We start from the raw sequence: 25100 nt of genomic DNA, 5'->3' as shown, positions 1-25100 counted from the left end.
TCAGGGTCAGAACCAATCCGTGCCCATACGAAGGATTCTCGTCGCTACTGCGTGCGTGATCGTGGTGGTGTCGTGGCTGTTCATGGTCGTCGACGGGATCGTCGAGAGCAACTGGACGCAGTTGTTCTGGCAATTCCTGCTGGCGATGATGGCACTCGACTGGTGGCGCGATCGACGGGGAATGTCGTCCATGCCGACGGACGCGCCACGTCAACAGCTCGCATCCAGAACGATGGCGCTGGTGACCGCCATCGGAGGCGGCGCGATGGTCGTCACGCAGGAGGCGTTGCTCGGCCGGATCGCCGGGGGAATCCTGGTCGCAATAGCTCTCGGCTTCCTGTACCAGATTCTGTCGAGCATTCGCGAGAAGAAGCCTCCCGCCGAACCGGCGTCAACCGCCGACGTCACTGAATTCGACCTGGACCTGGTTGCCGCGGTTGCAGGCGACTCGTTGCAGTCCTGCCGATTGCGTGAGCGCGAGACGAGCGTGCGCGGGCGCTGCGCCAACTAGTTGCTGCGGTTCATGAGGTTGGTGACGCGGTAGGGGCACGTCGGTAGAAACGGGCGCGGGTCTCGATCGGCAGGATGAGAAGTGCGACCAACTCGTCCCGGCCAGAAAGAGACCCGCGTGTCCCACCGTAACGCCCCGCTCACCCCTGCCGGCAGGCTGCGCCTTGTCCGACGCTGCGAGCACCGCCCGATCGCCCACGTCGCCGCCGAGGCCGGCATCTCCCGCCAGTGCCTGTCGAAGTGGGTGAACAGGTACCGGACCAGCGGTGAGGCCGGCCTGCTCGACCGGGCCAGCGTCCCGCACCATCAACCCGCCACCCTCGACCCGGCGCTGGTCACCGAGATCGAGACGCTGCGGCGGAAGCGGAAGTGGTCCGCCCGCCGCATCGCCGGCGAACTCACCGCCGACGGCCACCACGTGTCGGTGTCGACCGTCGGCTGGTGGCTGGTACGTCTCGGGATCAACCGGCGTCGCTTCCTCGACCCGACCGGCGCCGACAACCGCAAGCCCGCGAACACCATCGTCGCCCGGTATCCGGGTCACATGGTGCACGTCGACATCAAGAAGGTCGGCCGTATCCCCGACGGCGGTGGATGGCGGGTCCACGGCCGCGGCAGCACTCACGCCAAGACCGTCGACCGGGCAAAGAAGCGCGGCACCCGCACCGGATACGTGTACCTGCACTCGATCGTCGACGGATTCTCCCGCCTCGCCTACACCGAGGCGCTATCCGACGAGAAGGGTGTCACCGCAGTCGGTTTCATCAACAGAGCGAAGGCGTTCTTCGCCGCCCACGGCATCGCCCGATTCACCCGGGTGGTCACCGACAACGGTGCCTGCTACCGCTCGACGGTATTCGCCCGCACCCTCGCCGGGGTCCGGCACCAGTTCATCCGGCCCTACACCCCACGGCACAACGGGAAGGTCGAGCGCTACAACCGGATCCTGGCCGAGGAGTTCCTCTACGCCCGCGAATGGATCAGCGAGACGCAGCGGTCCCAGGCCCTGAGTGTCTGGAACATCCACTACAACTACCGACTTATCGTCGAGCCAGCACTGAGTCGCGGGAGTAGCTACCCGTCGATACGGTGTCAGGAAGTGGACGTCGGCTGACTCGACAACTATCGACTTATCGTCGAGCCAGCACTGAGTCGCGGGAGTAGCTACCCGTCGATACGGTGTCAGGAAGTGGACGTCGGCTGACTCGACAACTATCTGTCACCCGTCCGTCGGGTTGACTCATCGATGGTCCGGTCGCCGCGTCCACTTCCGTCTGCGGCCTGACTCGACAGAGGGATGACCAGCACATAAGCATGCGCAGTTCTGGAAGTCGGCTTGTCGGCCGCGGCCCCGATCCACCGACTCTGACTTCATGGAGGCCCTGCTCGCATGATCATCCTCGGCGTCGACCCGCACAAGGCGTCCCACACCGCCGCTGCCGTCGACACTCCGGCAACCACGACGATCGACACCCTCACCATCTCCTCGTCCGAGGCCGAATACCGTCGGCTGCTGGACTGGGCACGGCGGTGGCCGGAGCGCTACTGGGCCATCGAAAACGCCGAGGGGCTTGGTCATCACCTGGCGCAGTGGCTGATCAGCCGTGGTGAGACGGTGGTCGACATTCCCCCGACCGCCACCGCGAAGATCCGCGCACTTTCCCGCGGAGGCCGACGCAAGAACGATCCGATCGATGCCGCCGCAGCGGCCTGCGCGGCAGCGATCCGCGGGGAGAGCCGACCGGTCGCCGCCGAGGACCATACCGATGCCCTCGCGCTCCTGGACGAGCGGCGACACACCCTCAGCCGGCACCGCACCAGACTCCTCAACCAGCTGCATGCTCTTTTGCGGGAACTGATCCCGGGCGGCGTGAAACGCTCGCTGACTGCCACCGCTGCCGAAAGAGCCCTGCACACCGTCACACCCGCCACCTCAGTCGACCAGGTCCGCGCCCAGCTCGCCGAAGACCTCATCGCCGACATCCGCCGACACGACTGCCAGCTCGCCGACAACACCGCCAGGATGAAGCAGGTACTCGACGAGCACGCCACGTCACTGACCGACGTCGTCGGGATCGGCCCCGTCCTCGCCGCCCGTGTCCTTGCCGGCACGCGTGATCCGCGGCGGTTTCCCACCGCCGCGGCCTACGCGAACTACACCGGGACCGCACCGGTCCAGGTCGCGAGCGGCGACTACAACCGACATCGGCTCTCTCGCTATGGAAATCGAGATCTCAACTCGGCGCTCCACTCCATCGCCGTCGTCCAGATCCGGACCCGCACAAGTTCTGGCCGACGCTACTACGACCGCAAGATTGCCGAGGGAAAGACCTCACGGGAAGCCATCCGTTGCCTCAAACGTCACCTGTCTACCGTCCTCTGGAAGAGGATGATCAACGATGCCCGGTCACGCGACTTCACGCCCACCACACAGTGTTCGAGCGCGGCTTGACAATACAGAGGGACCGTCACCCGTCCGTCGGGTTGACTCATCGATGGTCCGGTCGCCGCGTCCACTTCCGTCTGCGGCCTGACTCGACAGAGGGATGACCAGCACATAAGCATGCGCAGTTCTGGAAGTCGGCTTGTCGGCCGCGGCCCCGATCCACCGACTCTGACTTCATGGAGGCCCTGCTCGCATGATCATCCTCGGCGTCGACCCGCACAAGGCGTCCCACACCGCCGCTGCCGTCGACACTCCGGCAACCACGACGATCGACACCCTCACCATCTCCTCGTCCGAGGCCGAATACCGTCGGCTGCTGGACTGGGCACGGCGGTGGCCGGAGCGCTACTGGGCCATCGAAAACGCCGAGGGGCTTGGTCATCACCTGGCGCAGTGGCTGATCAGCCGTGGTGAGACGGTGGTCGACATTCCCCCGACCGCCACCGCGAAGATCCGCGCACTTTCCCGCGGAGGCCGACGCAAGAACGATCCGATCGATGCCGCCGCAGCGGCCTGCGCGGCAGCGATCCGCGGGGAGAGCCGACCGGTCGCCGCCGAGGACCATACCGATGCCCTCGCGCTCCTGGACGAGCGGCGACACACCCTCAGCCGGCACCGCACCAGACTCCTCAACCAGCTGCATGCTCTTTTGCGGGAACTGATCCCGGGCGGCGTGAAACGCTCGCTGACTGCCACCGCTGCCGAAAGAGCCCTGCACACCGTCACACCCGCCACCTCAGTCGACCAGGTCCGCGCCCAGCTCGCCGAAGACCTCATCGCCGACATCCGCCGACACGACTGCCAGCTCGCCGACAACACCGCCAGGATGAAGCAGGTACTCGACGAGCACGCCACGTCACTGACCGACGTCGTCGGGATCGGCCCCGTCCTCGCCGCCCGTGTCCTTGCCGGCACGCGTGATCCGCGGCGGTTTCCCACCGCCGCGGCCTACGCGAACTACACCGGGACCGCACCGGTCCAGGTCGCGAGCGGCGACTACAACCGACATCGGCTCTCTCGCTATGGAAATCGAGATCTCAACTCGGCGCTCCACTCCATCGCCGTCGTCCAGATCCGGACCCGCACAAGTTCTGGCCGACGCTACTACGACCGCAAGATTGCCGAGGGAAAGACCTCACGGGAAGCCATCCGTTGCCTCAAACGTCACCTGTCTACCGTCCTCTGGAAGAGGATGATCAACGATGCCCGGTCACGCGACTTCACGCCCACCACACAGTGTTCGAGCGCGGCTTGACAATACAGAGGGACCATCGACCCCACACTGCCGCCGGGAACCGGCCGCCAGCGACCCGACTCCACACCGGCGTCACCAACGTCATGACTTCATACAACTAGTCTGTCAATTTGCCAACTACAGTGACCGCTCTGCGAACTACGTTGTCCATGTGCCAACCAGCCTGGCGATTCACAGCGGCGGCTGTGAATCGTCATCGTGGTAGTGCACGTTCGGGGCAACGCCACACGCACCGGCGCGGTGAGGTCGTGAGCGATCCGGGCGGCACTGGCCGCGGGTGAGGGGAACACCCATCCGGTGCCGTCCCTCACCACAACGACGACCATTGGGGCCCGTCCGGTTCAGTCCCACTGCTGGCGACGAGGACGGCCTTGCCGGTCAAGAGCTACTTGTTTGCGGTCATGCATGCCGTGCCCCGCCCTCGACGTGGATGGTTTCACCGGAGACGAACCCGGCGCCCAGGAGCCAGGCCACGGCGTCGGCGATGTCGTCGCTGGACCCTGCGCGGCTGGCGAGGTTCGCGGCGGCAGCGCCCGCGAGTAGGCCCTGCTTGGCGTGCGCGCCGAGTTCGTCCCAGGTGCCGGAGTCGATGATTCCGGGCGAGATCGCGTTGACTCGGATCGGAGCGAGTTCCTTGGCCAGGTGGGTGACCAGGAATGCGACGGCGCCGTTGGATACGCCCATGATCGTGTACGGCGCGTTTGGATTCCATGCGGCGACACCGGAGAACAGCACGATGGAGCCGTGAGGCGACAGGGTCTTCGCGAAGTGCTTGGCCACTAGTAGTGGACCGAACACCTTCGCCTCGAAGGCGGTGACGATCTTGTCGTGCTCGAGTTCGGTCACCGGGACGTTGTGGTGGGCCGAGGCGGTGATGACGATGTGATCGATCGGGCCGAGCTGGTCCGCTGCGGCGGCGATCGTGACCTCGTCCGTCAGGTCGATATGGATCGCGGTTGCGCCCGGCAATTCACTCGCCAGAGCGGCGGCGCGTTCAACGTCGCGCGCACCGATCACCGGCACGGCGCCTAATGCCGCAGCCTTCCGCGCCACCGCCTCCCCGAGATACTTCGATCCGCCGACGACCAGGACCCTGTGTCCTGTCAGCTCTGTGCTCATGCTCTGGCGCTCCTCTCGTGGGGTACTCAATTCGTGGGCATCCGGCCACACGCCGTCGCCCACATCAAAGGTATGGTTTTGATACCGGTTACTTCAACGAAACTGAAGGGACGAGCATGGGGAAGGCGTACGACGTGATGGCTGCGAGCTGCCCGAGTCGCACGGTGTTGAACCGCATCGGGGCGCGCTGGACGATCTTCGTCATCACCGCCCTGGCTGACCGTTCCATGCGCTTCACCGAGCTCAAGGCGTACATCCAGGGCATCACCCCTAAGGTGCTCACCGAGACCTTGCGGGCACTGGAGACAGACGGGCTCGTCGCCCGCACGGAGTACAACGAGAACCCGCCGCGGGTCGAGTACCGACTTACCCCCCTCGGCCGTTCGCTGTGGGGGCCTCTGCAGACTGTCCGCGAGTGGGCCGAGACCCACGTGCCGGAAATCCAACGGGCGCAGCGCAAGACAGGTCTCGACGCCACCTGAGGCTGACTAGCGATATTTTCCGTCTTTCCGACATGTTGATCGGTTAGCCTCCTCCGGAAAGATCACCGAGCAGACCGGGGCGCGGCCGACGGTGGGTGTTTGCGGCCCTGCAGGTGGTGCAAGACGCGCACTCCTCGCCGCGATCGAGTGGACCTTTTCGCAACGCAGCGGCGCGCTCGGTTGTGCGAGACCGTGTTGACGCTGGTCGTTGGCCGCGCGACCGGTGGGATGGTCGTACTTCGCAATGGCAGTCGAGTGGTCGCCACCCTGCTCTGAGGGCTCATTTCTGTTCCAGTGTTCCCAGCTCGGCGAGTGTGTTCTCGAGCTCATCGCCCTGTCCGCGAAGTACGGCGTCCAGGTACGCGCGCGATGCGTGGGCTGGGATCTGCAGGCTCTTCACTTCAGTGTCCCGAGCAGGGCCTGTATATGCGGGAGATACAGCCGCCGGGCGCGTGCGGCGTGGACTGCGTCTGCTGCGGTGCTCACCGTGGTGGGCGGTCTCGGGGCCGCGGAACCGACGGCACCAACGGGGATGAGGGCACGCGGACGCGCTCGAGCGGGCGCTCGAGAACGCTGCCGAACCCAGCTATCAGCTAGGGCGCTGTAGACATCGGCCCCAGGTCCGATCTGGTGTCCTTCCGCGGGATGACTTTCTTCGTTGCCGGCAACCTCGTCACGCACGATCCGCGACTGTTCCACCGGATCCGCTCACAGCCGCCAGATTCGGAGTGATCCGACAAGGGGGAGTGGCGAATTGAAGTTCCGCGCGTTCACCGCGACCGCAGCCCAGTGCGCTGCCGCCGATGCCGGAAGTTGCACTTATCGCGGCCGTTCCTTGGCTGAGAGAACTGTGTCGAATAAGCGGAACTCGACGTCCTCGCGACACTGCTCAGCGAGCCGGGTGCCCTTCAGTGGCGCGGTGGTTGTTCACGCGCCGAGGAGACGTCTCGCTCGCGGCGTGAGCCGGTGCGTTTGAAGTCCGTCGCGGTGTAGTCCCTGATGAGACGGAGGCTCATGCGAAGGCGCGGCGATAGGTCTGGGGGCTGACGCCGGTGGTCTTCTTGAACCGGTCGCGGAACGCGGTGGGGGAGCCGAAGCCGACCTGATCGCCGATTCGTTCGACGGAGTGGTCTGTGGTTTCCAGGAGCTGTTGGGCGTGCCGGATCCGTGCCCTGTGTAGCCACTGCATCGGGGTGGCGCCGGTTTGTTCGCGGAAGCGGCGGATCAGGGTTCGGGTGCTGGTCCCGGCGTGCGCGGCGATCTTGTCGAGGGTCAGTGGGCGGGCGAGGTTGTCCTGGAGCCACTCGAGCAGTGGCTCGAACTCGGAGCCGTGGGGGAGCGGCGCGTGGTCGTGGACGATGAACTGTGCCTGTCCTCCTTCGCGTTCGAGGGGCATTACCGACAATCGGGCGGTGTCGGCGGCAACGGCCGAGCCGTAGTCACGGCGGACCATGTGCAGGCACAAGTCCAGGCCGGCCGCGGCGCCCGCCGAGGTCAGGAACTGCCCGTTGTCGACGTACAGCACGTCGGGGTCGACGGTGAGCTCGGGGTAGCGGGCAGCGAGGAGGTCGGCGGCAGCCCAGTGGGTGGTGACCCGGAGACCGTTGAGGAGTCCGGTGGAGGCGAAAGGGAAAGCGCCCGTGCAGATCGACGCTATCCGGGTTCCCCGCTCGGCGGCGTCGCACACGGCGGCACGCACTTGTGGCGGCAGGGACGCCGACGGGTCGGCGACGCCGGGGACGATGATGGTTTCGGCGTCGGTGAGCCCGTCCAATCCCCACTCTGTGCGAATCGTGAAGCTGCCCGCGTCGGTCTCCTTCTCGAGCCCGCACACACGCACCTGATAGCCGGGTCGACCGTCAGGCAGACGGGTGCGCCCGAACGTCTCGATCGGGGTGGACAGGTCGAACGGAATCACCCGATCGAGAGCGAGAACTGCGACCGTCAACATGGCGTGATCATACCGGACCGCACACCAGCAATGCTGTGGCAGTCGAGAGATTTATCGAGGTCAGGGCCGATTCGGCGGGTTGGCAGTAATCCGTTGATACTTGTCAGTATTGCCACTGTGGCGTTTGGCGGATGCCGCTTAGCGTGGGGTGCGGCCGGCGACCTTTTCCGCCGGTCCTTTCACATATGGAGGATCCCCATGCATGCCCAGATCGTCCTCTTCGACGGTTTCGATCCGCTCGACGTCATCGCCCCGTTCGAGGTCCTGCACGCTGGCGGCGTCGCTTCCGGCGGAGCGGTGGCGGTGGAGCTGGTGTCAGCGGAAGGGCCACGTGAGGTGATCAGCGGCGTCGGCGCCCTGCCGGTGCGCGCGACCGCGGCGCTCGATGCGCGGCGAGCCGACCTGGTGCTTGTACCCGGCGCCGCGGGCCGGATCGATGAGCCCAGCGAGGACCCCGATCACGGAGCAGGCGAAGGGTACTGGCAGGAGGGCGAATCCATTCCGGTTCTGCTCGGCCGGACACTGACCACTGCGCTGCCCGCACTGCTGAAGGAGGCCGTGGAAGATCCCCGGGTGACGGTGTCCGCTGTGTGCGGCGGATCGATGATCCTCGCTCTGGCGGGCCTGATCGAGGGCCGCTACGCCACCACCCACCACCTGGGTTTCGACCTGCTCGACGCGACCGGCGTCCGCGCCGTACGAGCCCGTGTCGTCGACGACGGCGACCTCGTCACGGGCGCGGGCGTCACGTCCGGACTCGATGTGGGCCTGCACCTCCTCGAACGCGAGATCGGTCCCCGTCTCGCCCATGCTGTCGAGGAACTGTTCGCCTACGAGCGCCGCGGCATCGTGTGGCGCCCCTCCGGCCTGTCAACGAACTGACCGCCCGTCATCCGACTTCACCATCACACGAAGGGAATACACGCATGCCTGTCGACGGCATCTGGGATCTGACGATCGCAACACCCATCGGCAGTATCGACGCGGTGGTCGAACTGCAGCACCAGGACAACGGAATACTCACCGGTTCCGCCCACGGCGCCGGACAATTGGTGCCTCTCACGGATATCGCACTGCACGAAGGCGGCCGCATCACCTGGAAACAGGCCATCACCAGGCCGATGCGCTTGAATCTCACCTTCGCGACCACCGTCGACGGGGACACCATGACGGGAACCGCCCGGGCCGGCCGGCTGCCGGCGTCGACGGTGTCGGGCCGGCGGCGGCCAACCGATTACTCTACGGGTGAAGGCCCACAGGAATGACGAAACTGTTCCTGTCCCTGCATGTTCTGTCCGTGATCATCGCGATCGGCCCAGTCACCGTCGCCGCCAGCATGTTCCCGGCGGCCCTGCGTCGCACGGAGGACGACCCCGACGTCGCGAACACGGTGCATGTGCTGCACCGCATCTGCCGGGTCTACGCTGCCGTTGGCTTCGCGGTACCGGTCTTCGGGTTCGCCACAGCGAGCAGTCTCGGGGTCCTCGGCAGCGCCTGGCTGATCGCCTCGACCATCCTGACCGGCGCGGCTGCGGCCATCCTTGCCTTCGCGATATTGCCCGGTCAGGCCCGTGAGATCGACGTGCTGCACGTCGACGGAGACGGTCTCGGTGTTCGTGCTGCGAGTCGTCTCGCGATGTACACGGGCGTCTTCAACCTGCTGTGGGCGACGGTCACCGTGCTGATGATCGTGCGCCCCGGATCGACGACAGGAGCCTGAACGGTGAATCTACGTCTCCTGCGGGTCGCCGCGCACGTCGAGCTCGTCTCGCTGATCGTCATGTTGGTGAACCTGGCCACCGTGCATCTGGACGTCGTCTCCTCGATGATGGGCCCCTTGCACGGCTGCACCTATCTCGTCATCGTTGCCGCGTTCTGGCGATCGCCAGAAGCAACCGCCATCACCAAGGCCGTGGCGCTGATCCCGGGAATAGGCGGCCAACTCGCTGTTCATAGACAACAGCCAGACGCGGTTGCAACGCAACTGCCCGTCCGCGAGGAATGGAGCGGCACAACGGGCTAACCACAACCAGCCTCCTGGCGGTGAATTTGAACCCGACCTCACGGTCAGCGGGCGACCTAGCGGTCGCCCGCTGACCGTGAGGTCGTGACCGTTCGGCCCTCGGCAAGGTTGCGCACGAGCCTGGGTTGCGATCTACCGACTGTCATGCGGCGCTGTCTCGTTCGCTGCTTTAGCGGTGACCGCAAGATGGCAGCATGTGAACCCGTACTGGTCGGTGGGTCGGCGTGGCCTCTCTCGAATCGGATTCGCGCCTCTCGCCGATCTATCAATCCGAACGCGCCAGGGGAAGGAATGAGGGAGCAATCTGATACGGTACGAAACGTGCCGTATCGAAATAGGGGTACTGTGAACACCGAGGCGGAGGTCCGCCCCGGGCGGCCGCGTGACCAGGCGCGCGAAGCCAAGATCCTCGCCTGCGTGCTGGAGCTGCTCAGCGAGGTCGGCTACGACGCGTTGACATTCGAGGCAGTGGCACGCCGCGCCCAGTCATCGAAGGCGACGCTGTACCGGCGATGGGAGACGAAACGCGACATGGTCGTCGCCGCGGTCAAGGCAGGCCCCGCGTCCGGCGGATCCGGCACCGTGATCGACACCGGATCGTTGCGCGGGGATCTCCTCGCGCTGTGCGAACGACTCGACCGGACGATGCGCTCGGCCGACGGGGCGATGAGCCTGATGCTGCTCCAGGCCGGCCTCGAGGACCCGGACCTGTGCAGCCACATCGAGGAGGCGACCGGACCGACCGGCGCCAAGCTCCCGGCATCAGTGCTCACCGCGGCCATCGCACGAGGCGAACTTCCCGAGGGCGCCCAGCCCTTCCCCTACGAGGAGATCACCGGATCGGTGCTGCTCCTGCGTCGACTGAACGGTCATCCCGCCGGCCCCGACTATCTGACCCACCTCGTCGATCACATCCTCATCCCTGCACTCCGGGCAAGCGCGACCAGCGGCGAGCCGCCCACCCGCGCCATCTTCTCGTGACCGCGGCAACCGAGCCCATCATCCATCCACATCCCCGAAAGGTGTGCCCATGACGGACCTGACGATCGGCGACTTCGACTACCGCCGGATCCCCGGTGAGGGAGGCGTCGAACTGAACGTCGCCGTCGGTGGCAGCGGCGATACCGTCGTCCTGCTGCACGGCTTCCCACAGACACACCTGATGTGGCGTCACGTCGCCCGCCGGCTGGCCGAGCGGTACCTCGTGATCGTGCCCGACCTGCGGGGATACGGCGCGAGCGACAAGCCCGAGGAAACAGGCCCTGAGACCTACTCGAAGCGAACGATGGCGAACGACATCGTGGACGTCGTACGAGGCATCGGTCGGGACCAGTTCAGCCTCATCGGTCACGACCGCGGTGCTCTCGTCGGTGTCCGTGCGGCCCTCGACCACCCGGAGAAGGTCACCCACCTGGGCATCCTGGACGTCCTGCCGACCATGGACACCTGGGACGTGCTGCACGGTGTCGACGCCGCCGTTGCCTGGCACCTCTACCTGATGGCGCAGCCGAAAGGCCTGCCGGAGAGGATGATCGAGGCCGTCTCGGACGACTTCTTCGGCTCGTTCCTCGACGCATGGGACCACAGTGGGACGACATTCCCCGCTGACGTGCGCCGACACTACGTCGACAGCTCCTCACGCGCGGTGCCGTCGATCGTCGCCGACTACCGGGCCACAGCCGGCATCGACCTCGAGATGGACCGAACCGACCGAAAGGCCGGCGCCCAGTTGGCGATGCCTGTGGGCGTGCTCTCCCAGGACTGGGGATCCCAGCTGGGATTCGACGCCCTGGCCCTGTGGCAACAGTGGGCCCCCGCCGCCACGTACCAACCAATCGACGCCGGACACTTCATGGCAGAGGAGAAACCGGACGAGGTGGCTGCCTTCATCCAGAGCTTGGTGGAACGCATGCCTGTATAAGTCGAACCCTCTCGCCAACTTCGGGCGAAACGGGTTGGTAGGGAACGCGGTCGGTGGCCGACGTGGAGCAGCCGCGGCGCCGACCGTGAGTAGGAGTGTGTGGGGGTTGACGGCCGCTGCCACATTCTCCGTTCGGAGGGATCGGCGCGGCGGAGGCCGTGGTCTGGTGAGCACACGTTCGTAAATCGACGATCTCGCGCATTCCGACAGTGAGGTGCCAAACAGTCGGCGCGACCCAGACCCCTGCCTTCGAAGTGAGACACTCGACGCCTGCATCGGGTTCGCCGTGCCCGGAGATTGGCAGGGGAGGAGGCCACTGATGTCGGCAGATGTGTTGGATGCGCGGCCCCAGTGGCGCAGGACCGGGAGCACCTTCTTTCCCTACGCGGCGTTCGTCGACGGGCAGTGGTCGGTTCTGCGGCTCAACTGCTTCCCGGACCATCCGCTCTGGACGCTGTTCATCGACGACGGGCGCCGATTCGACCTCGAGACCGACCCACAGGGATGGGAGATCCGCACGGCGGACGAGGCCCCGCGACTCGAGGGACACGCGGCCGCGGAGGTGCTCACTCCCGTTCAGGGGCTGGCCCGATACGGAAGCGAGGTCGGCACCCCGTGTGACGACTTCCTCTGCCCCTGCGCCTGGCGTGAGTGACGTTCCTCGCGAACGTAGCGTGCCCCTGATGCGAGCCGTCGGGTACTGGCCTGCGGTGCGTCCATCGGTGGACCTGTCGGAGTCGTAATGCGCGGACCATCCGCCCACATTCACGACGACTCCGCCAACTGAGTGACCGTCCGCTTACCTGCCACATGTAGAAGGGCGGCGCCGCCACCGGAAGCGATTGCGTGGCGCATAGTGTCGGAGTCGCCTGCAACGATGCAAGTAGCCTGAACGCAGACACCCAAATTGATCAATTCGACTGTGACCGTGACGAAGCGCGGCGAGGTGGTGCTACAGAAGCAGATCCTCACCAGCTACGGCGACGAGCCGCTGTACACCGCCTACAACGCGATCGGTGACCAGACCGTCATTGCCGAACTCGGTCGCCAACTCAACCTCGCCTACGGGGATCCATCGGGAGAACTGAACCTCCGGGCGGGCGGTCGCTGGGAGGCGTCCGCGGGCGACTATCGAGTCGTCGTCACCGGATGACGGGACCGTAAGACGCGCGAGTCCGCCGATCGGTCATAGCACCAGCAAGGCGCGCCGCTCGTGGCGCGACCACCGGCCCTGAGTCCTGTCGATTGTCACGTTGACGCAGCATACGGAAGCCCGGAACGGGTGTGCGGTGCTCTGCGGGCGCGCCAACGAGATGTGGCAGTTCGAGCTGGCGCCGGTTCCGGGGCAAGTGCCGGGCCAAGTCGAAGACGTCGTCGGTCGGGTGGTCGCTCATTGCCAACTCGACCGCGCAGGGCGTGCATTCGAGGCGCTGACCCGATGCCCGCAAATATTGGGTGCTTCGGACGCAGTGATGTGGATAGCTTGTGGTGCGTGAACGGAGAAGTGATCATCCTCACCGGCCCGCCCGGTGCCGGCAAGTCGACCCTCGCCGCGAAGCTTGCCCGCTGCTACGGCAAGGGCGTTCACCTGCACACGGACGACTTCTGGCACTGCATCGTTTCGGGTGCGATACCTCCGTATGACCCCGCGTCTGACGCGCAGAACCAGACTGTCATGGATGTGATCGCCGGTGCCGCCTATGCTTTTGCGCTCGGCGGGTTCACCACCGTGATCGACGGGATCATTGGGCCGTGGATGCTCGACCACTTCCGATCCCAAGCGGCAGAGCACCCGGAGCTGGCGGTCCACTACGTCGTGCTCCGGCCGCCGCGCGACATCACGCTGATCCGGGCGCAAGCCCGAACCGCGCCGAGCGCCTTGATCGATGAGGGGCCCATCCTCACGATGTGGGATCAGTTCTCCGACCTCGGCGAGCTCGATAGCCATGTCCTAGACACGTCGGGTGAGACGGAAGAGCGCAGTACCCAGAGGGTGACGGAGGCCATCAGTGATGATCGTTTCCGACTCTTTACGGCGTAGCGGCGGCTGGACCCGCATGGAAAGGTGTTGTCGCAGAATCTATCGCGCAAGAAGTGCGGTCGGCGGGCGATCCCTCACCTCGGTGGTTCGTTGTCGAAGTCGAGAAGTGGAGTTGCCAGCCGACCCTGAACCTAGTTCCGCCAACGAACAGCCGCGAACAAATGCGAAATTCGATGACGCCGATTGGACCCTGTCGTCCCGCTGTCGAGACGCAGCGCAGATTAGCGTGATGCGACGCTAGCTTGACCGGCCGGGCCTACCTGACGGTCGCGATTCGTTCCCCCTTTTGTCGTTCACGGCTGCAAGCGTTGATGGGTCCAGCGCTCGACGCCGGGTGAGGAACGTATGTACCGCAACCGCCGGTGCAGGCGATCCGGGCTGCCGTACCAGAATTCGACGGTTTCGGGGACCACGCGATAGCCAGTCCAGTCGGCCGGTCGTCCGATGGGTTGATCGCCGTCTCCGAGTAGACGCGCGCGCACTCTCAACTCGGTCTCGTCGCCGAGTGGGCGACTCTGTCGCGAGACGGCGGTCGTGGCTTGTGCTGCTCGAGGTCGTTCGGCGAAGAGCCGATCGGACTCCTCATCGCCGAGGTGCTCGACCTGGCCAGCGATGGTGAGCTGTTGAAGGGATTCGCGCCAGTAGAAGGTGACCGATGCCCAGGGACGTTGCTGCAGATCGATGCCTTTGCGGCTGTGGCGGAAGCTGGTGAAGATCAGCCCGCGACGGTCCATGTCCTTGACGCTCACCACGCGGGTCGACGGCCTGCCCTGCGCATCGGTCGTCGCCAGGACAACCGAGTTCGGTTCACGAACGCCGCGCGCAGTCGCGCTTTCCAACCAAGTCCGTATCAGCGCCAGTGGTTCCGGGGGAGGTGTGTCGAACTCCGCCAGCACCAGGGTGGCATCACCAGTCAGCGTTTCCTTCGATGTCACAGTGTCTCTTTCCCAGGTCTGTGAAGCAGAGGAGGTAGCGGAGCTTGATGCAGCCATACTAGCGACGTCGCACCGCGCATTCGGGATCCGTCAAAGTGGCGCGGTGTGTCCCGCTGGTCTCCAATGCATCTCGACATCCGCTCTGGTGGCTTCGAACCCCGCCGGTGTGGGCGCGGTTCCGTCGGCGAGGGATCCATTCCCGATTCTCGGAACAGGTCGCCGGAAACCCTAGATCTTTGGGAGGACGATTGGCTCCGGGAGGTTTCCGAGAACATGGGTGCTGATCATGTCCCAGGTGTAGATGCCCGCGATGGCATCTTGATGGACTGCGAGTAGCTGCACGTCGGCGATGTGCATGGGTACAGTCAGCTGTGGCTCGCGACCGGCTGCCAAGCGAGCGAGTTCAGCGATCAGTGGTTTGGAGTCGACGTCTCGCGTGCCGTATCCCAGGGAGACGTGTGGTGCATGAGGCCCCGGCGGCATCTCCACACCGCCGAGAACCCCTGCCACACAAGCGCGTACCGAATCGACGAGCCGATCCCATTCGAGACTCCGTTCGCCAGCCAATTCGACCGAATCCGGCGACACGTACGGGCCCGTCAGGGGGATGTCGAATGGCGCCAGGTTCCCTGCTGTCTCATCGAGCGCAGACTGCAGCTCGCGCAGCGTTTCGATAGCCGTGGTGTCGAGGAATGCCGGAATCCGGGTGACGGTGGCATGAAGAAACTCGGTGGGCTGGACCGAGCACACCCCGGTGTCGCGAATCGCGTTCTGGATCGGCGCGAGGATGGTTGCGTCGAAGTCCGGCAGGGCATACACATGCAGGGCGTTGTGATCTTGCGGCCAATCGGTAACTGGCAGGTTGAACAGGCTTCTCATGAGCAGGACCCCCTTTTCAAGATGACGCGAGCATCCACGGGCCAGGTGAACAGATCTGGAACATTGCTCGACTTCATGGAACATTTCACTCTTCGATCTCCGTTGCGTACCCGTCCAGGGGCGGAGGAGGAAGGGGTCGCCGGCCGAGTGCCACTCAATGCGGGTGGGTGCGATGGCTGGCATCAATCGATCTGGCAGCGCGCGAACGGCGAAGCGCTATGGCATCGGAGGCGGTCGGACGCCCCGTAGTCGCTGAAAGTTTGTAATTGCCAAATGATCTGACCGTCCGCCAACGGCGGTGACGAATGCCAACCAGGCGCACGTCGGAAAGTCGGTCCTGTTGGCGTTTCGCGGTGGAGTGTCGAGCCGGAGGGTCGAGCACCATGCCGGATCCGGAACGTGCACGATCGCCTGGGCGAGGCACTCGTTTGGGCGAACGAGCGCCTCGCCCTGGGAGCGGAGAAGTATCCGTCGAATGAGCCTATGTCTCTTGTTTTTCGGGAGACACCTGGTTCAGTAGCCCCGCCCGACGATCGCGATCAGGTCATCAGGTGAGTCCGCGGGGCCAGGCACGGTGCCTTCCGAGGTTTGGAGGCACCGGACGCTGACCGCTTGCTCGTTCAGTGTCCGCTCTCCGTCCTCGCCGAGGAGCTTCCACGGAATACGTGCGAAGCCTGTCTTCGCAGCTTCCACGGCCTCTGAGGCTGTGGCTACGTCGACGGTGCGGTTGGAAAGCCGGCCGCGCGCGCTCTCGACCATCCCTGCGTGAATTGATTCCAGCAGCATCGGAACGGCCGTAGCTACCGCCTCGAGCGGCATAGATGACTTCTCGTCGACGTCACGCCTCGCGACCGTGACGCACCCGTTCTCGAGGTCCCGCGGTCCGACTTCGATCCGTAGTGGGACGCCTTTGAGTTCCCACTCGGTGGCCCGGCGACCGAATCCCTGCGTGGTCCTCGTGTCGAGCCGGGCTTGGACGCCAGCGGACTGCAGCGCCTCGGTAAGGCCGGAGGCCGCAACGATGGTGCGGTCCTCGTCCTTGACCGCGATGACGACGGCCTGGATCGGCGCCACCTTCGGCGGGATGCGCAACCCGCGGTCATCGCCGTGCGCCATGATCAGGCCGCCGAGCATCCGCGTGCTCGAGCCCCACGACGTCGTCCAGCACGATTGATCATGTCCGGAAGCGTCGGCGTAGGTGATGCTGAACGCGTTGGCGAAGTTCTGTCCCAGCTCGTGGCTGGTGGCCATCTGTAGCGCCTTGCCGTCGCCCATCATCGCCTCGCATGTCATTGTGTTGACCGCGCCGGCGAATCGCTCCCTCTTCGTCTTCACCCCTACCAGGACCGGAATCGCGAGAACGTTCTGCAGGAAGTCTCGGTACACGTCGAGGTGGATTCGGAGCGCGTAGGCTGTGGCGTCCTCCTGGGTGGCGTGTGCGGTGTGCCCTTCCTGCCACAGGAACTCCGTCGTGCGTAGGAAGGTCCGCGGGCGCATCTCCCAGCGCACCACATTAGCCCACTGGTTGAGCAACATCGGTAGATCGCGGTGCGACTGGACCCATTTCGACATCATTTCGCCGAACAATGTCTCGCTCGTCGGGCGGACAACGACCGGTTCGGTCAACTCCTTGCCGCCCGCATGAGTGACGACGGCCAACTCTGGGCTGAACCCCTCGACATGCTCTGCTTCACGCTCGAGGTACGACTGCGGGATGAACAGTGGCAGATAGACGTTTTCCGCGCCCGTGGCTTTGATCCGGGCGTCGATCTCGCTCTGCATTCGCTCCCAGAGCCCGTATGCGTATGGTCGGATCACCATCGTGCCGCGCACGGGCCCGTTGTCAGCTAGTTCTGCCTTCTCCAGTACATCCTGGTACCAGCGAGGGAAATCCTCCGCCTGAGAGGCAAGGACCCTCGGTCGCTTTGTTGTCGTCACCAAGCCCATGCTAACCACCCGATCGTGGTCAACCCTGGGGGATGGGGTGGACCATCCCGTCGGGATAGAAGCAGCGCAAGCGTCGGAGCCGATTGTCCGACGGGAGGGTTCGGTGGCTGTCACGTCCCGTGCGGCGGGTGGGGGTTGATGGTGTCGGCTGTCCAGCCGAAGAAGTGGGTGTCGGGGACGGGGAAGGCTTCGAGACGTGGGTCGGTGAGGATGGCGTCGATGCAGGCGGTGCTGCCGCCGACGTAGGTCGATTTGAGGTCGATATCGGTTGCTACGCACCAGGTGTGATCGTCAGGCCACCACAGGTTGGCGCTGTAGCCGCCGCCCCGGTGGTGTGGGGTCGTGCCGAAACGAGCCTCGGCGGCGTCGATCGGCCCGTGGAGGACGACCATGTTCCGGTGGGCATCGAGGTGTTCGATACCGGGCGGGGGCTTGCCTTCGTCTCCGGATCCGTCCCAGATCGCGAACCAACACGCGTCCGGTGTGGCGGTGTGGTTGCGGAGGATCGATGCGAGGACGCGGGCCTCCGGTTGAGGCAGGGAGCCTTCTTCCGGGTCGTAGTCGGGACGGTGGGTCCCGGTGATGGTCTGCCAGCTCATCGCAGCGTGAGCGATCGTGCCGTGTTGCTCGGCGACCGTTCGCCAGTTGATTCGAATCCACTCGTCACCGCTGCGAAGGTAGACGGGGTGGAAGACACGGGCGTAGGCGTCGAACACCGGCGGCACGAGGGCGCCGACCTCCGCTGTATCTCGGCGTAGCGCATCAGCGATCCAGCGGCCCGCCGCGGGGCCGGCGGCGAGGGTCAACTCCTCGGGCGCCCAATGCCAACGCTGCTCGCTTCCGGTCATGCGCTCACCTTAGAGACTAGTCAGCCTGTGGCCGGGGGATCGGTCGTCAAACGCGAGGCCGAGGTCGTCGACGCTCCCGTCGGGGCGGAGGGCGGTTACGGCGCCGTCGGCCAGCCAGATCGTGCCGTCAGTGGTGGCGGCCGGCCGCGTCAGGGGAGTGAACAGGGGCACGACTATCGTCGGCCTGTCCGAGTCCTTGTCGAGCAGCACGAACAGCCACTGACCGGCCTCTCGGGGTGGCAGATCGTCCGGCCCGGTGCCAGGCCACCACCCTCTGCGGCCGATGCCGCGCGGCCGGTACGTGACGGTCCACGGCCCGTCGCCGATCAGTCCCAGGCGAAGCCCGTGATGTGACACGGGACGGATCGGCTCGACGGTCAGATCGTCGAGGACTCGGTAGACCGTCTTCCGTGTGCACAGCCTTCCTCAGCAGCACGGGAGATGAGCATCAAGCTCCGCTCACTGCTCGGCACGAAACTCGTTGCCTACCTGTCGCATACACCCGAAACCGCTACTGTTCGCCGATGGGCTGCCGACGAAGGGCCACTGCCGTCCCAGGCAGCACTCGACCGAATTCAGGTCGCCCTCGACGCCACACAACGAATCACCGCCCGCGATGACCCCACCATCGCACAAACATGGTTCCAAGCCGGCAACCCAACCCTGAACGATCAGCCGCCCGCCCAGCTCCAACACAGCGACGCGACGAAGTCACGCACCACCACGCACATCTCGCCGCGCAACCGTGGCACACCTACCCGACGCGGGTCCGAAACACCAATTGCCCGACGATCGGGCATACCCGAACGTTTAGCTGCCGAGGAGGCGACACCCGACAAGTTGAGCGCTGGCGCCCAATGGTGGCGCCAAGAGGCGGCGATGTACGCCGGTCGGTGTCAGTCGAGGTGGGTTCACCCATCCACCCATTAGCGTCCGTGGCGCGGCGGGTCCGCATGGTTGCGCTCTCGGGGCCCGGCCGCCCATACTCGTGTAGCGATCACTACATGAATGATCTGGATCGTGGTTCTCGCCCGGGAACGCGACAACGGGTGCCACTGCGCCGGACCTCGGGCGAGGTTCCAGTCCATTCGGCCATCACGGAGGGGCGACGGTGTGAGACACACCGACGTGTTCATCGCAGGAATCGCAACAGTTCTGGGGGAGCTGGATTCGGTCGAATCAGCCGTGGAGCGAGGTGATTACGATCCGGACGACGCCCGAGACGACGATCTGGCATCGATCTCCGTCATTCCGAACGCTCGCCCGACCGAAGTCGCGGCCACCGCATTTCGCGACGCGCTGAACACGAGCCCCGGAACGGCGCACGACGTGCGTGCGCTCGTGCACACTGGTATCCACTTTCAGGGGCAGGACTACTGGACTCCGGCCGCGCATGTCGCACGGCTGGCGCTCGGCGATCGCCACGAAGCCGGCCGACGTATCACAACGATGGAGGTTCGGCAGGCCTCCAACGGTGGCGTCGCGGCTCTGAATACGGCAGCTCTGTACACAGAGCGGCTCGCGTCTGGATCGGTCGCGGTCACTGCGGCCGACGTCTTCCATCTACCCCACTTCGACCGGTACCGCAGCGACAAGGGGCTCGTACTCGGCGACGGAGGCGCTGCCGTGGTGCTCGGGCGCACGCCTGGTATCGCCGCGCTGCGCAGCACCGCGCTCATCGGGGACCCCGGTCTCGAACCGCTGTATGCGGGCGACGCGCCACGTGCGCTCCCGAACACCCCCGATATCCCACTCGACCTGCGCGGACGAAAAGACGACTACCTACTGACACGTTCGGTGGACGACGTTGTCGCCCAACTGACCGGGGCGATGGAAGAAGTCCTTCTTGTAGCCGCGGACGATGCGAACTGCAAGATCACCGACATCGATCGATTTGTCTTTCCCAACACCGGCCGAGGAATCGGTGAATGGAAGTTCCTGGACAAGTACGGAATCGACGAGGACCGCACATGCTGGGAGTGGGGTCGCACGGTCGGCCACGTCGGAGCCGCCGATCAACTTGCGGGGCTCCATCACCTGATCTCAACCGACGCTGTCGGACCAGGATCCCGAGTCGCCCTCTGCTCGTCCGGAATCGGATTCAACTGGGGCGCCGCCATCGTCGAGATCCTTACCTGAGCAACCCACACCGCTACGCCTACTCAAAGGAGCCTCGACATGACAACCGAGAATCCCACCGCAACCGCGGACACGCCGGAAGCACCTGCCTCGGGATCGATCCCCGTCGTTCCGATTCTCGCAATGATGCTGTGTGTGTTCGCCCTCGGCAGTGCTGAGTACGCCGTGATCGGTCTACTACCCGACATCGCACGCGATCTCGGATCGACCGTCACCGCGTCCGGATGGATCGTCACCGTCTACGCCGTGACCGTCGCAATCACTGGCCCCTTCCTTGCCGCGTACCTGGCGCGGTACTCACGCAAGCGCTCCATGATCGCGCTCATGATCGTCTTTCTCATCGGAAATGTCGTCAGCGCCGCCGCGCCGAACATCGTGCTCATCCTCACCGGCCGCGTCGTCGCCGCGTTGGCCCTCAGTGCCTTCGCCGCATTCTCGATCGCAACGGTGGCGACGATGGTTCCACCGCAACGCATCGCACAAGCGATCTCGTGGGTTGCCGGTGGCCTGATCCTCGCGATGATCCTCGGTGCGCCGATCGGCACGATCATTGGCCAAAACCTCGGATGGCGCGCAACATTCGTTGCCCTTGCTGTGACCGCCGCTGCCGGAATCGTCGCGATGTCGGCAGCGATCCCGGTCGATGTCCCCGCCGATACACCTCCGGGCGTGCTCGGCGAGCTCCGCGTGATCATCCGCCCGCAGGTCCTCGTCGTCCTCGCGTTCAGTGCCCTGGGCCAGACCGGGTTCTTCACGGCCTACACCTACATCACCCCATTGCTCGAAGACGTCTCCGGATTCGGCGGCGCGACTGTGGCACTACTGCTCTTTGTCTTGGGCGTCGGGGGCTTTCTCGGAAACCTGGCAGGCGGCCGACTCGCCGACTGGAACCTGCCCCGTGCGTTGATCATGCTACTTGCCGTTCTGGTGGTGGCCCTTCTCGCCGTGAGTATCGCTGCACCGTCCAAGACTGCGGTGGTGGCGGCTCTCGTCCTGCTCGGAGCAGCTGGATTCGCTGTTGTCCCGGCCTATCAGACCCGAGTGCTGACGATGGCCGACGGTGCACCTTCGGCCATCGCCGCGAATACGTCCGGCATCAACGCCGGTATCGCACTCGGGTCGTTGATCGGCGGCGCTGCACTCGCGAACGGACTGTCCGAGCGAGATCTCGGCTGGATCGGCGCTATTGCCACGATGCTCGGACTGCTCGTGGCGCTGTGGTCGGTTCGAGACGCGCTGCGTCCGGCCCGCGACTCGGGAACCTTTCGTGTCGAGGCGTGAATCCTGGCGCGCGGGCCACCGGGTACCGCTGGTCAACCCGTACGAATCCACATCGGGCGTCGAGTCGATCATGTTGTCGTACAATGTAATTGTCGTTCATGATCACCGCATCGCATTCGCAGGATCGGAGTTCCGTATCGCTCTGTCCAACGAATATGGGCGCGCACCGGTCACCCTCAGCGTGGACCTCGACACCGGGCCGCGCCGGCATGGTCATTTCGATGGCGCGGAGACGGTGACGCTCGTTCCTGGAGAGTTCGCGGGTCCGACCGGGCAGCGACACACGTCGACCCGAACGACACCTTCGCGATCGGGGTGCGCTCCTGCGGCGCCACCTACAACCTTAAGCTGTCGGACTGTGACTGGGTAACCTTGAGTGACGCGGCTTGATCATCTACGGCGAGGTCGCGGGAAGGGATCATCATGGTCGGCGTGCCCGGGCAGGGACGCAAGTTTGATATCGACAGCGCTCTGACCGCCGCGATGAACATGTTCTGGCGGCAAGGCTACGAGGGAACCACCCTTGCCGGTCTGACCAAAACGATGGATATCTCACCTCCGAGTCTCTATGCGGCGTTCGGCGACAAACGCCAGTTATTCGATCGGGTGGTCGAGCACTACCTCAGCGGTCCTGGCGCCTGGATGGACCGCGTGTTCGAGGAAGAGGCGACCGTACGTGGTCTGGTAGGACGGCTGCTCGTCGAAGCTGCCAGGCACTACGCCGATCCCGACGAGCCCGGTGGTTGTCTGGTGATCAATGCGGGAAGCACCGTCATGGATTCTGCCGTCGCATCCGTACTGCGGGATCAACGCAACGCAAACGTCGCGCGTCTCGAAGACCGCCTCCGATCCGGCGATGCGTTGGGGGAACTTCCCAGCGATGTGGATCCGCGAGCCGCGGCCGAGTTCCTCGCCGCGACGATCCAGGGCATGTCCACTCGCGCCAGGGACGGCGCGACCGTCGCAGAACTGACCGCCGCTGCGGCGCTCGCAGCAAGAGCGCTGGACATTGACATCCGTGGGCATACGGCTACGCCGACCTCCCGCTAATCGCCAGTGTCAAGAACCTGGAACTCGTCCAAATTTGTGTGACCTGAACCACCCTTGAGTGTGATTACCGACTGGTCAATCTATCCAATCCACATGCAGCCCAGAACGAACCACCATTGCAGCGGTCGTGCCCTGGCACAGGTGTGAATCGCCATCGTTGTTGTCATTTCCCGAAGCCCTGACCTGCAGTGTGACAACTACCGTGGCGACGACAGGGCGTGATCGTGGTCAATGTAGTTGGCAATTGTTCATGGCTTTATGTTGACGGAACTAGGTTCAGGGTCGGCTGGCATCTCCGTTGCTCGGCATCGTCAACGACAACGAGCTACCGGGGGTCGTGGTCCCGGCGCGCGCCTACGTGATCGACCGTGCCGCTGACTGCCGTGACAAGTTGGGTGACAGCAGCGCTGCGACTCCCACGTCGTAACCGGCGCACAGCGCGGGATACCAGCCGGGCAGACGCGATGACCCGCCTCGCTCGTGCGCGTGATCGAAAACCGCATGCGCAAGCCACCCACCGGCAGTCAGCCGGGCGCCCCACTCCTTCGGCAGGATGATCGCACCGACGAGAACCGCCGTCGTTGCTAGCATTGCAGTCCATTCGCGGGTCAGCACTGCCGAATCGGCGCGGCGCCCCAGCCGTGCAAGTGGATACACAACCGCGGCGCCGACCAACCCCGCGGCATAGGCCATCACTCGGCGAGAGGGGTTCTGCTTCGACAGAGAACGGTCCGCGGCAAAGCTCAAAACGCCACCCGCAGCAAACGCTATGAGCCGGACACGCGACCCTCGTAATTCGCTCATCGAGGACCACTGAACCAGAGAGCCGCCTCCGGAGGCGGCATTTTGCTGAACTTCAGCTGCGCAGACCATCGCCAGCCAACGAGAACGGGCTTCCGAAGGCCGTCATTGATGCCCCTTAACTTCGCCGGTCACTCGGTGGTGAATTGTTCCGGAAGCACTCCGACATCGGTGCGGTTGCGGGACAGCGCTGCCAACGACATTGCACCGTCTGGCTGAGGTGAACATGGGTGGCCGTGCAAGATCGGTAGCCATGACGCCATTGCTATGGGAGCAACACACGTGCCTGCCCTTGCAGGCGGGCACCGATGTCGACCCGTTGACCCGTTACCGGCGCCGCGGGGGCGCCCTGGTTTCGGTCAACGCAGGATATTCGCCCCACGACTTCACCGATACCATGACGCTGCTCGGGCACTACCGTGCCGCGGTCGACACGCATCCGGATCTCGAGCTCGCCGCCGATATTGACGATGTCGTGACCATCACTCGCGCCGACGGCATCGCGGTCGTGTTCGATCTGGAGGACTCCGGTCCTCTCGACGGCGATCTCGACAACCTGTCGACCCTGGCTGATCTTGGTGTGCGCACCATGTTGCCCACCTACAACCACGCAAACCAGGCCGGCAGTGGCTGCCTGGACACAGCCGACAACGGCCTCACGAAGTGGGGGCGTTCACTCGTCGCTGAAATGAACCAGGTCGGAATCGTCCCGGACGGGTCGCACTGCAGTGCCCGAACCGGACTCGAGATGTGTGAAATCTCCACCGGCCCGGTCATTTACAGCCACTCCTGTATGCGAGCGGTGTGGGATCACCCCCGCAACGTGACCGACGACCAAGCGAGGGCCTGCGCGGCGACCGGTGGAGTAATCGGCATCACCGGCGTCGGTATATTCCTCGGCCCCAATACCCCTAGCCTCGAGGCGATGACACGGCACCTCGAGTACGCCGTCGACCTGGTCGGCATCGACCACGTCGGCGTCAGCACCGACTTCTCGTTCGACTACGCCGACTTCGTCGACGAAGTCACCCGCAACCCCCACCTGTTCGACGAGAACTACACCCGCTGGGGAACCATCCAATGGATGCCACCGGAAACGCTACTGACGCTCGGCGAGCACCTCACTGAGCGCGGCTGGAGCACCAGCGACGTCCAGGCCGTCCTAGGCGGCAACTTTTACCGCGTCGCCCAACACGCATGGCGCGAGAACCACGGCAGCGCTACGCCTGAGAGCAGATTTCAGGAGGCACAGAACGCCGCCGGTCAGCCGTGAACGAGTGCGCCAACGGCAGTTCGTTTGCAGTACCTGTGAACGCCGTCGTAGTAGTCATTTCCCGGCCCTGACCTGCGGTGTGACAACTACAGTGGCGGCGTTCGGTTGCGATCGTGGTCGAGATAGTTGGCAATAGTTCGCGAATCCTCGGTGTGGACTCGGGAGCGGGCGTCGACTGCGTCGCATCGACGGACCGGCG

At 64.9% G+C, this 25100-nt stretch carries 25 protein-coding genes; 19 read left to right on the top strand and 6 right to left on the bottom strand.

What is annotated here, in order from left to right; translation table 11 throughout:
* Positions 1–19 precede the first annotated feature (19 nt).
* The 4 genes from ABTV10_RS25880 (at position 20) to ABTV10_RS25865 (ending at position 4211) form a co-directional block, all read left to right on the top strand.
* Positions 20–511, top strand: coding sequence for a hypothetical protein (locus ABTV10_RS25880; RefSeq protein WP_499035747.1), 492 nt, complete (start codon positions 20–22; stop codon positions 509–511).
* Between the two features lie 117 nt (positions 512–628).
* Entirely contained in the window at positions 629–1624 is a 996-nt protein-coding gene (locus ABTV10_RS25875; RefSeq protein ID WP_499035746.1) for an IS481 family transposase, read from the top strand.
* A gap of 276 nt (positions 1625–1900) precedes the next feature.
* Positions 1901–2962: an IS110 family RNA-guided transposase gene (locus tag ABTV10_RS25870; protein WP_499035472.1), complete on the top strand. Its 1062-nt coding sequence runs from the start codon at positions 1901–1903 to the stop codon at positions 2960–2962.
* A 187-nt stretch (positions 2963–3149) separates the two neighbouring features.
* Positions 3150–4211, top strand: coding sequence for an IS110 family RNA-guided transposase (locus ABTV10_RS25865; protein ID WP_499035472.1), 1062 nt, complete (start codon positions 3150–3152; stop codon positions 4209–4211).
* 399 nt (positions 4212–4610) lie between these two features.
* Here the strand turns inward: ABTV10_RS25865 and ABTV10_RS25860 are convergent, their stop codons facing one another.
* A complete protein-coding gene (locus ABTV10_RS25860) occupies positions 4611–5330 on the bottom strand; it encodes an SDR family oxidoreductase (protein ID WP_499035744.1) in 720 nt (239 codons plus the stop codon).
* 116 nt (positions 5331–5446) lie between these two features.
* Between ABTV10_RS25860 and ABTV10_RS25855 the strand changes: the two genes are divergently transcribed.
* Positions 5447–5812, top strand: a complete 366-nt coding sequence (locus ABTV10_RS25855; protein ID WP_433604949.1) for a winged helix-turn-helix transcriptional regulator — start codon at positions 5447–5449, stop codon at positions 5810–5812.
* 1012 nt (positions 5813–6824) lie between these two features.
* Here the strand turns inward: ABTV10_RS25855 and ABTV10_RS25850 are convergent.
* Complete coding sequence (locus ABTV10_RS25850; RefSeq protein ID WP_499035743.1) at positions 6825–7763, bottom strand: GlxA family transcriptional regulator; 939 nt, start codon at positions 7761–7763, stop codon at positions 6825–6827.
* 198 nt (positions 7764–7961) lie between these two features.
* On the opposite strand from ABTV10_RS25850, the gene ABTV10_RS25845 reads away from it, so the two are divergent.
* From ABTV10_RS25845 to ABTV10_RS25805, 9 genes are all read left to right on the top strand, one after another.
* The gene (locus ABTV10_RS25845; RefSeq protein WP_499035741.1) at positions 7962–8645 is read left to right on the top strand and encodes a DJ-1/PfpI family protein; all 684 of its coding nucleotides are present in this window, start codon (positions 7962–7964) and stop codon (positions 8643–8645) included.
* A gap of 44 nt (positions 8646–8689) precedes the next feature.
* On the top strand, positions 8690–9028 hold the full coding sequence (locus ABTV10_RS25840; protein ID WP_499035740.1) for a hypothetical protein: 339 nt from the start codon (positions 8690–8692) through the stop codon (positions 9026–9028).
* On the top strand, positions 9025–9483 hold the full coding sequence (locus tag ABTV10_RS25835) for a hypothetical protein (protein ID WP_499035738.1): 459 nt from the start codon (positions 9025–9027) through the stop codon (positions 9481–9483). Before ABTV10_RS25840 ends, ABTV10_RS25835 begins: the two co-directional genes overlap by 4 nt.
* A gap of 3 nt (positions 9484–9486) precedes the next feature.
* Positions 9487–9786 (top strand): hypothetical protein, encoded by a 300-nt coding sequence (locus tag ABTV10_RS25830; RefSeq protein ID WP_499035737.1) that lies wholly within the window; start codon positions 9487–9489, stop codon positions 9784–9786.
* A 345-nt stretch (positions 9787–10131) separates the two neighbouring features.
* On the top strand, positions 10132–10767 hold the full coding sequence (locus ABTV10_RS25825) for a TetR/AcrR family transcriptional regulator (protein ID WP_499035736.1): 636 nt from the start codon (positions 10132–10134) through the stop codon (positions 10765–10767).
* 49 nt (positions 10768–10816) lie between these two features.
* Positions 10817–11707 (top strand): alpha/beta fold hydrolase, encoded by an 891-nt coding sequence (locus tag ABTV10_RS25820; protein ID WP_499035735.1) that lies wholly within the window; start codon positions 10817–10819, stop codon positions 11705–11707.
* A gap of 319 nt (positions 11708–12026) precedes the next feature.
* Entirely contained in the window at positions 12027–12362 is a 336-nt protein-coding gene (locus tag ABTV10_RS25815; protein WP_499035733.1) for a hypothetical protein, read from the top strand.
* 273 nt (positions 12363–12635) lie between these two features.
* Positions 12636–12860, top strand: coding sequence for a hypothetical protein (locus ABTV10_RS25810; protein ID WP_499035731.1), 225 nt, complete (start codon positions 12636–12638; stop codon positions 12858–12860).
* Positions 12861–13199: 339 nt separating this feature from the next.
* On the top strand, positions 13200–13748 hold the full coding sequence (locus ABTV10_RS25805) for an AAA family ATPase (protein ID WP_499035730.1): 549 nt from the start codon (positions 13200–13202) through the stop codon (positions 13746–13748).
* A gap of 293 nt (positions 13749–14041) precedes the next feature.
* Here ABTV10_RS25805 and phzG read toward each other — a convergent pair whose 3' ends face one another.
* The 4 genes from phzG to ABTV10_RS25785 form a co-directional block, all read right to left on the bottom strand.
* Positions 14042–14683, bottom strand: a complete 642-nt coding sequence (gene phzG, locus ABTV10_RS25800) for a phenazine biosynthesis FMN-dependent oxidase PhzG (RefSeq protein ID WP_499035728.1) — start codon at positions 14681–14683, stop codon at positions 14042–14044.
* A 228-nt stretch (positions 14684–14911) separates the two neighbouring features.
* The gene (locus tag ABTV10_RS25795; RefSeq protein ID WP_499035726.1) at positions 14912–15562 is read right to left on the bottom strand and encodes a 2'-5' RNA ligase family protein; all 651 of its coding nucleotides are present in this window, start codon (positions 15560–15562) and stop codon (positions 14912–14914) included.
* A 513-nt stretch (positions 15563–16075) separates the two neighbouring features.
* Positions 16076–17500: a proline--tRNA ligase gene (proS, locus tag ABTV10_RS25790; protein ID WP_499035725.1), complete on the bottom strand. Its 1425-nt coding sequence runs from the start codon at positions 17498–17500 to the stop codon at positions 16076–16078.
* A gap of 119 nt (positions 17501–17619) precedes the next feature.
* Positions 17620–18357, bottom strand: coding sequence for a hypothetical protein (locus ABTV10_RS25785; protein WP_499035724.1), 738 nt, complete (start codon positions 18355–18357; stop codon positions 17620–17622).
* Between the two features lie 441 nt (positions 18358–18798).
* On the opposite strand from ABTV10_RS25785, the gene ABTV10_RS25780 reads away from it, so the two are divergent.
* From ABTV10_RS25780 to ABTV10_RS25760, 5 genes are all read left to right on the top strand, one after another.
* On the top strand, positions 18799–19287 hold the full coding sequence (locus tag ABTV10_RS25780) for a hypothetical protein (RefSeq protein WP_499035723.1): 489 nt from the start codon (positions 18799–18801) through the stop codon (positions 19285–19287).
* A 183-nt stretch (positions 19288–19470) separates the two neighbouring features.
* On the top strand, positions 19471–20496 hold the full coding sequence (locus tag ABTV10_RS25775) for a ketoacyl-ACP synthase III family protein (RefSeq protein ID WP_499035722.1): 1026 nt from the start codon (positions 19471–19473) through the stop codon (positions 20494–20496).
* Between the two features lie 39 nt (positions 20497–20535).
* On the top strand, positions 20536–21777 hold the full coding sequence (locus ABTV10_RS25770) for an MFS transporter (protein ID WP_499035721.1): 1242 nt from the start codon (positions 20536–20538) through the stop codon (positions 21775–21777).
* A gap of 423 nt (positions 21778–22200) precedes the next feature.
* Positions 22201–22827: a TetR/AcrR family transcriptional regulator gene (locus tag ABTV10_RS25765; protein WP_499035720.1), complete on the top strand. Its 627-nt coding sequence runs from the start codon at positions 22201–22203 to the stop codon at positions 22825–22827.
* A 1054-nt stretch (positions 22828–23881) separates the two neighbouring features.
* Positions 23882–24901, top strand: coding sequence for a dipeptidase (locus ABTV10_RS25760; protein WP_499035909.1), 1020 nt, complete (start codon positions 23882–23884; stop codon positions 24899–24901).
* Positions 24902–25100 lie beyond the last annotated feature (199 nt).

The sequence above is a fragment of the Paraburkholderia sp. RHO2 genome (assembly GCF_050955445.1).
Lineage (GTDB): Bacteria > Actinomycetota > Actinomycetes > Mycobacteriales > Mycobacteriaceae > Prescottella > Prescottella agglutinans_A.
Note: the sequence above shows the minus strand (reverse complement) of the source record. Positions and strands in the feature narration are given on the sequence as shown.

Excerpts from the sequence above, each read along its gene's own strand:
- ABTV10_RS25870 (WP_499035472.1), top strand. The coding sequence starts at position 1,901 with ATGATCATCCTCGGCGTCGACCCGCACAAGGCGTCCCACACCGCCGCT.
- ABTV10_RS25865 (WP_499035472.1), top strand. The coding sequence starts at position 3,150 with ATGATCATCCTCGGCGTCGACCCGCACAAGGCGTCCCACACCGCCGCT.
- ABTV10_RS25860 (WP_499035744.1), bottom strand. The coding sequence starts at position 5,330 with ATGAGCACAGAGCTGACAGGACACAGGGTCCTGGTCGTCGGCGGATCG.
- ABTV10_RS25855 (WP_433604949.1), top strand. The coding sequence starts at position 5,447 with ATGGGGAAGGCGTACGACGTGATGGCTGCGAGCTGCCCGAGTCGCACG.
- ABTV10_RS25850 (WP_499035743.1), bottom strand. The coding sequence starts at position 7,763 with ATGTTGACGGTCGCAGTTCTCGCTCTCGATCGGGTGATTCCGTTCGAC.
- ABTV10_RS25845 (WP_499035741.1), top strand. The coding sequence starts at position 7,962 with ATGCATGCCCAGATCGTCCTCTTCGACGGTTTCGATCCGCTCGACGTC.
- ABTV10_RS25840 (WP_499035740.1), top strand. The coding sequence starts at position 8,690 with ATGCCTGTCGACGGCATCTGGGATCTGACGATCGCAACACCCATCGGC.
- ABTV10_RS25835 (WP_499035738.1), top strand. The coding sequence starts at position 9,025 with ATGACGAAACTGTTCCTGTCCCTGCATGTTCTGTCCGTGATCATCGCG.
- ABTV10_RS25820 (WP_499035735.1), top strand. The coding sequence starts at position 10,817 with ATGACGGACCTGACGATCGGCGACTTCGACTACCGCCGGATCCCCGGT.
- ABTV10_RS25815 (WP_499035733.1), top strand. The coding sequence starts at position 12,027 with ATGTCGGCAGATGTGTTGGATGCGCGGCCCCAGTGGCGCAGGACCGGG.
- ABTV10_RS25795 (WP_499035726.1), bottom strand. The coding sequence starts at position 15,562 with ATGAGAAGCCTGTTCAACCTGCCAGTTACCGATTGGCCGCAAGATCAC.
- ABTV10_RS25785 (WP_499035724.1), bottom strand. The coding sequence starts at position 18,357 with ATGACCGGAAGCGAGCAGCGTTGGCATTGGGCGCCCGAGGAGTTGACC.
- ABTV10_RS25780 (WP_499035723.1), top strand. The coding sequence starts at position 18,799 with ATGAGCATCAAGCTCCGCTCACTGCTCGGCACGAAACTCGTTGCCTAC.
- ABTV10_RS25770 (WP_499035721.1), top strand. The coding sequence starts at position 20,536 with ATGACAACCGAGAATCCCACCGCAACCGCGGACACGCCGGAAGCACCT.
- ABTV10_RS25765 (WP_499035720.1), top strand. The coding sequence starts at position 22,201 with ATGGTCGGCGTGCCCGGGCAGGGACGCAAGTTTGATATCGACAGCGCT.
- ABTV10_RS25760 (WP_499035909.1), top strand. The coding sequence starts at position 23,882 with ATGACGCCATTGCTATGGGAGCAACACACGTGCCTGCCCTTGCAGGCG.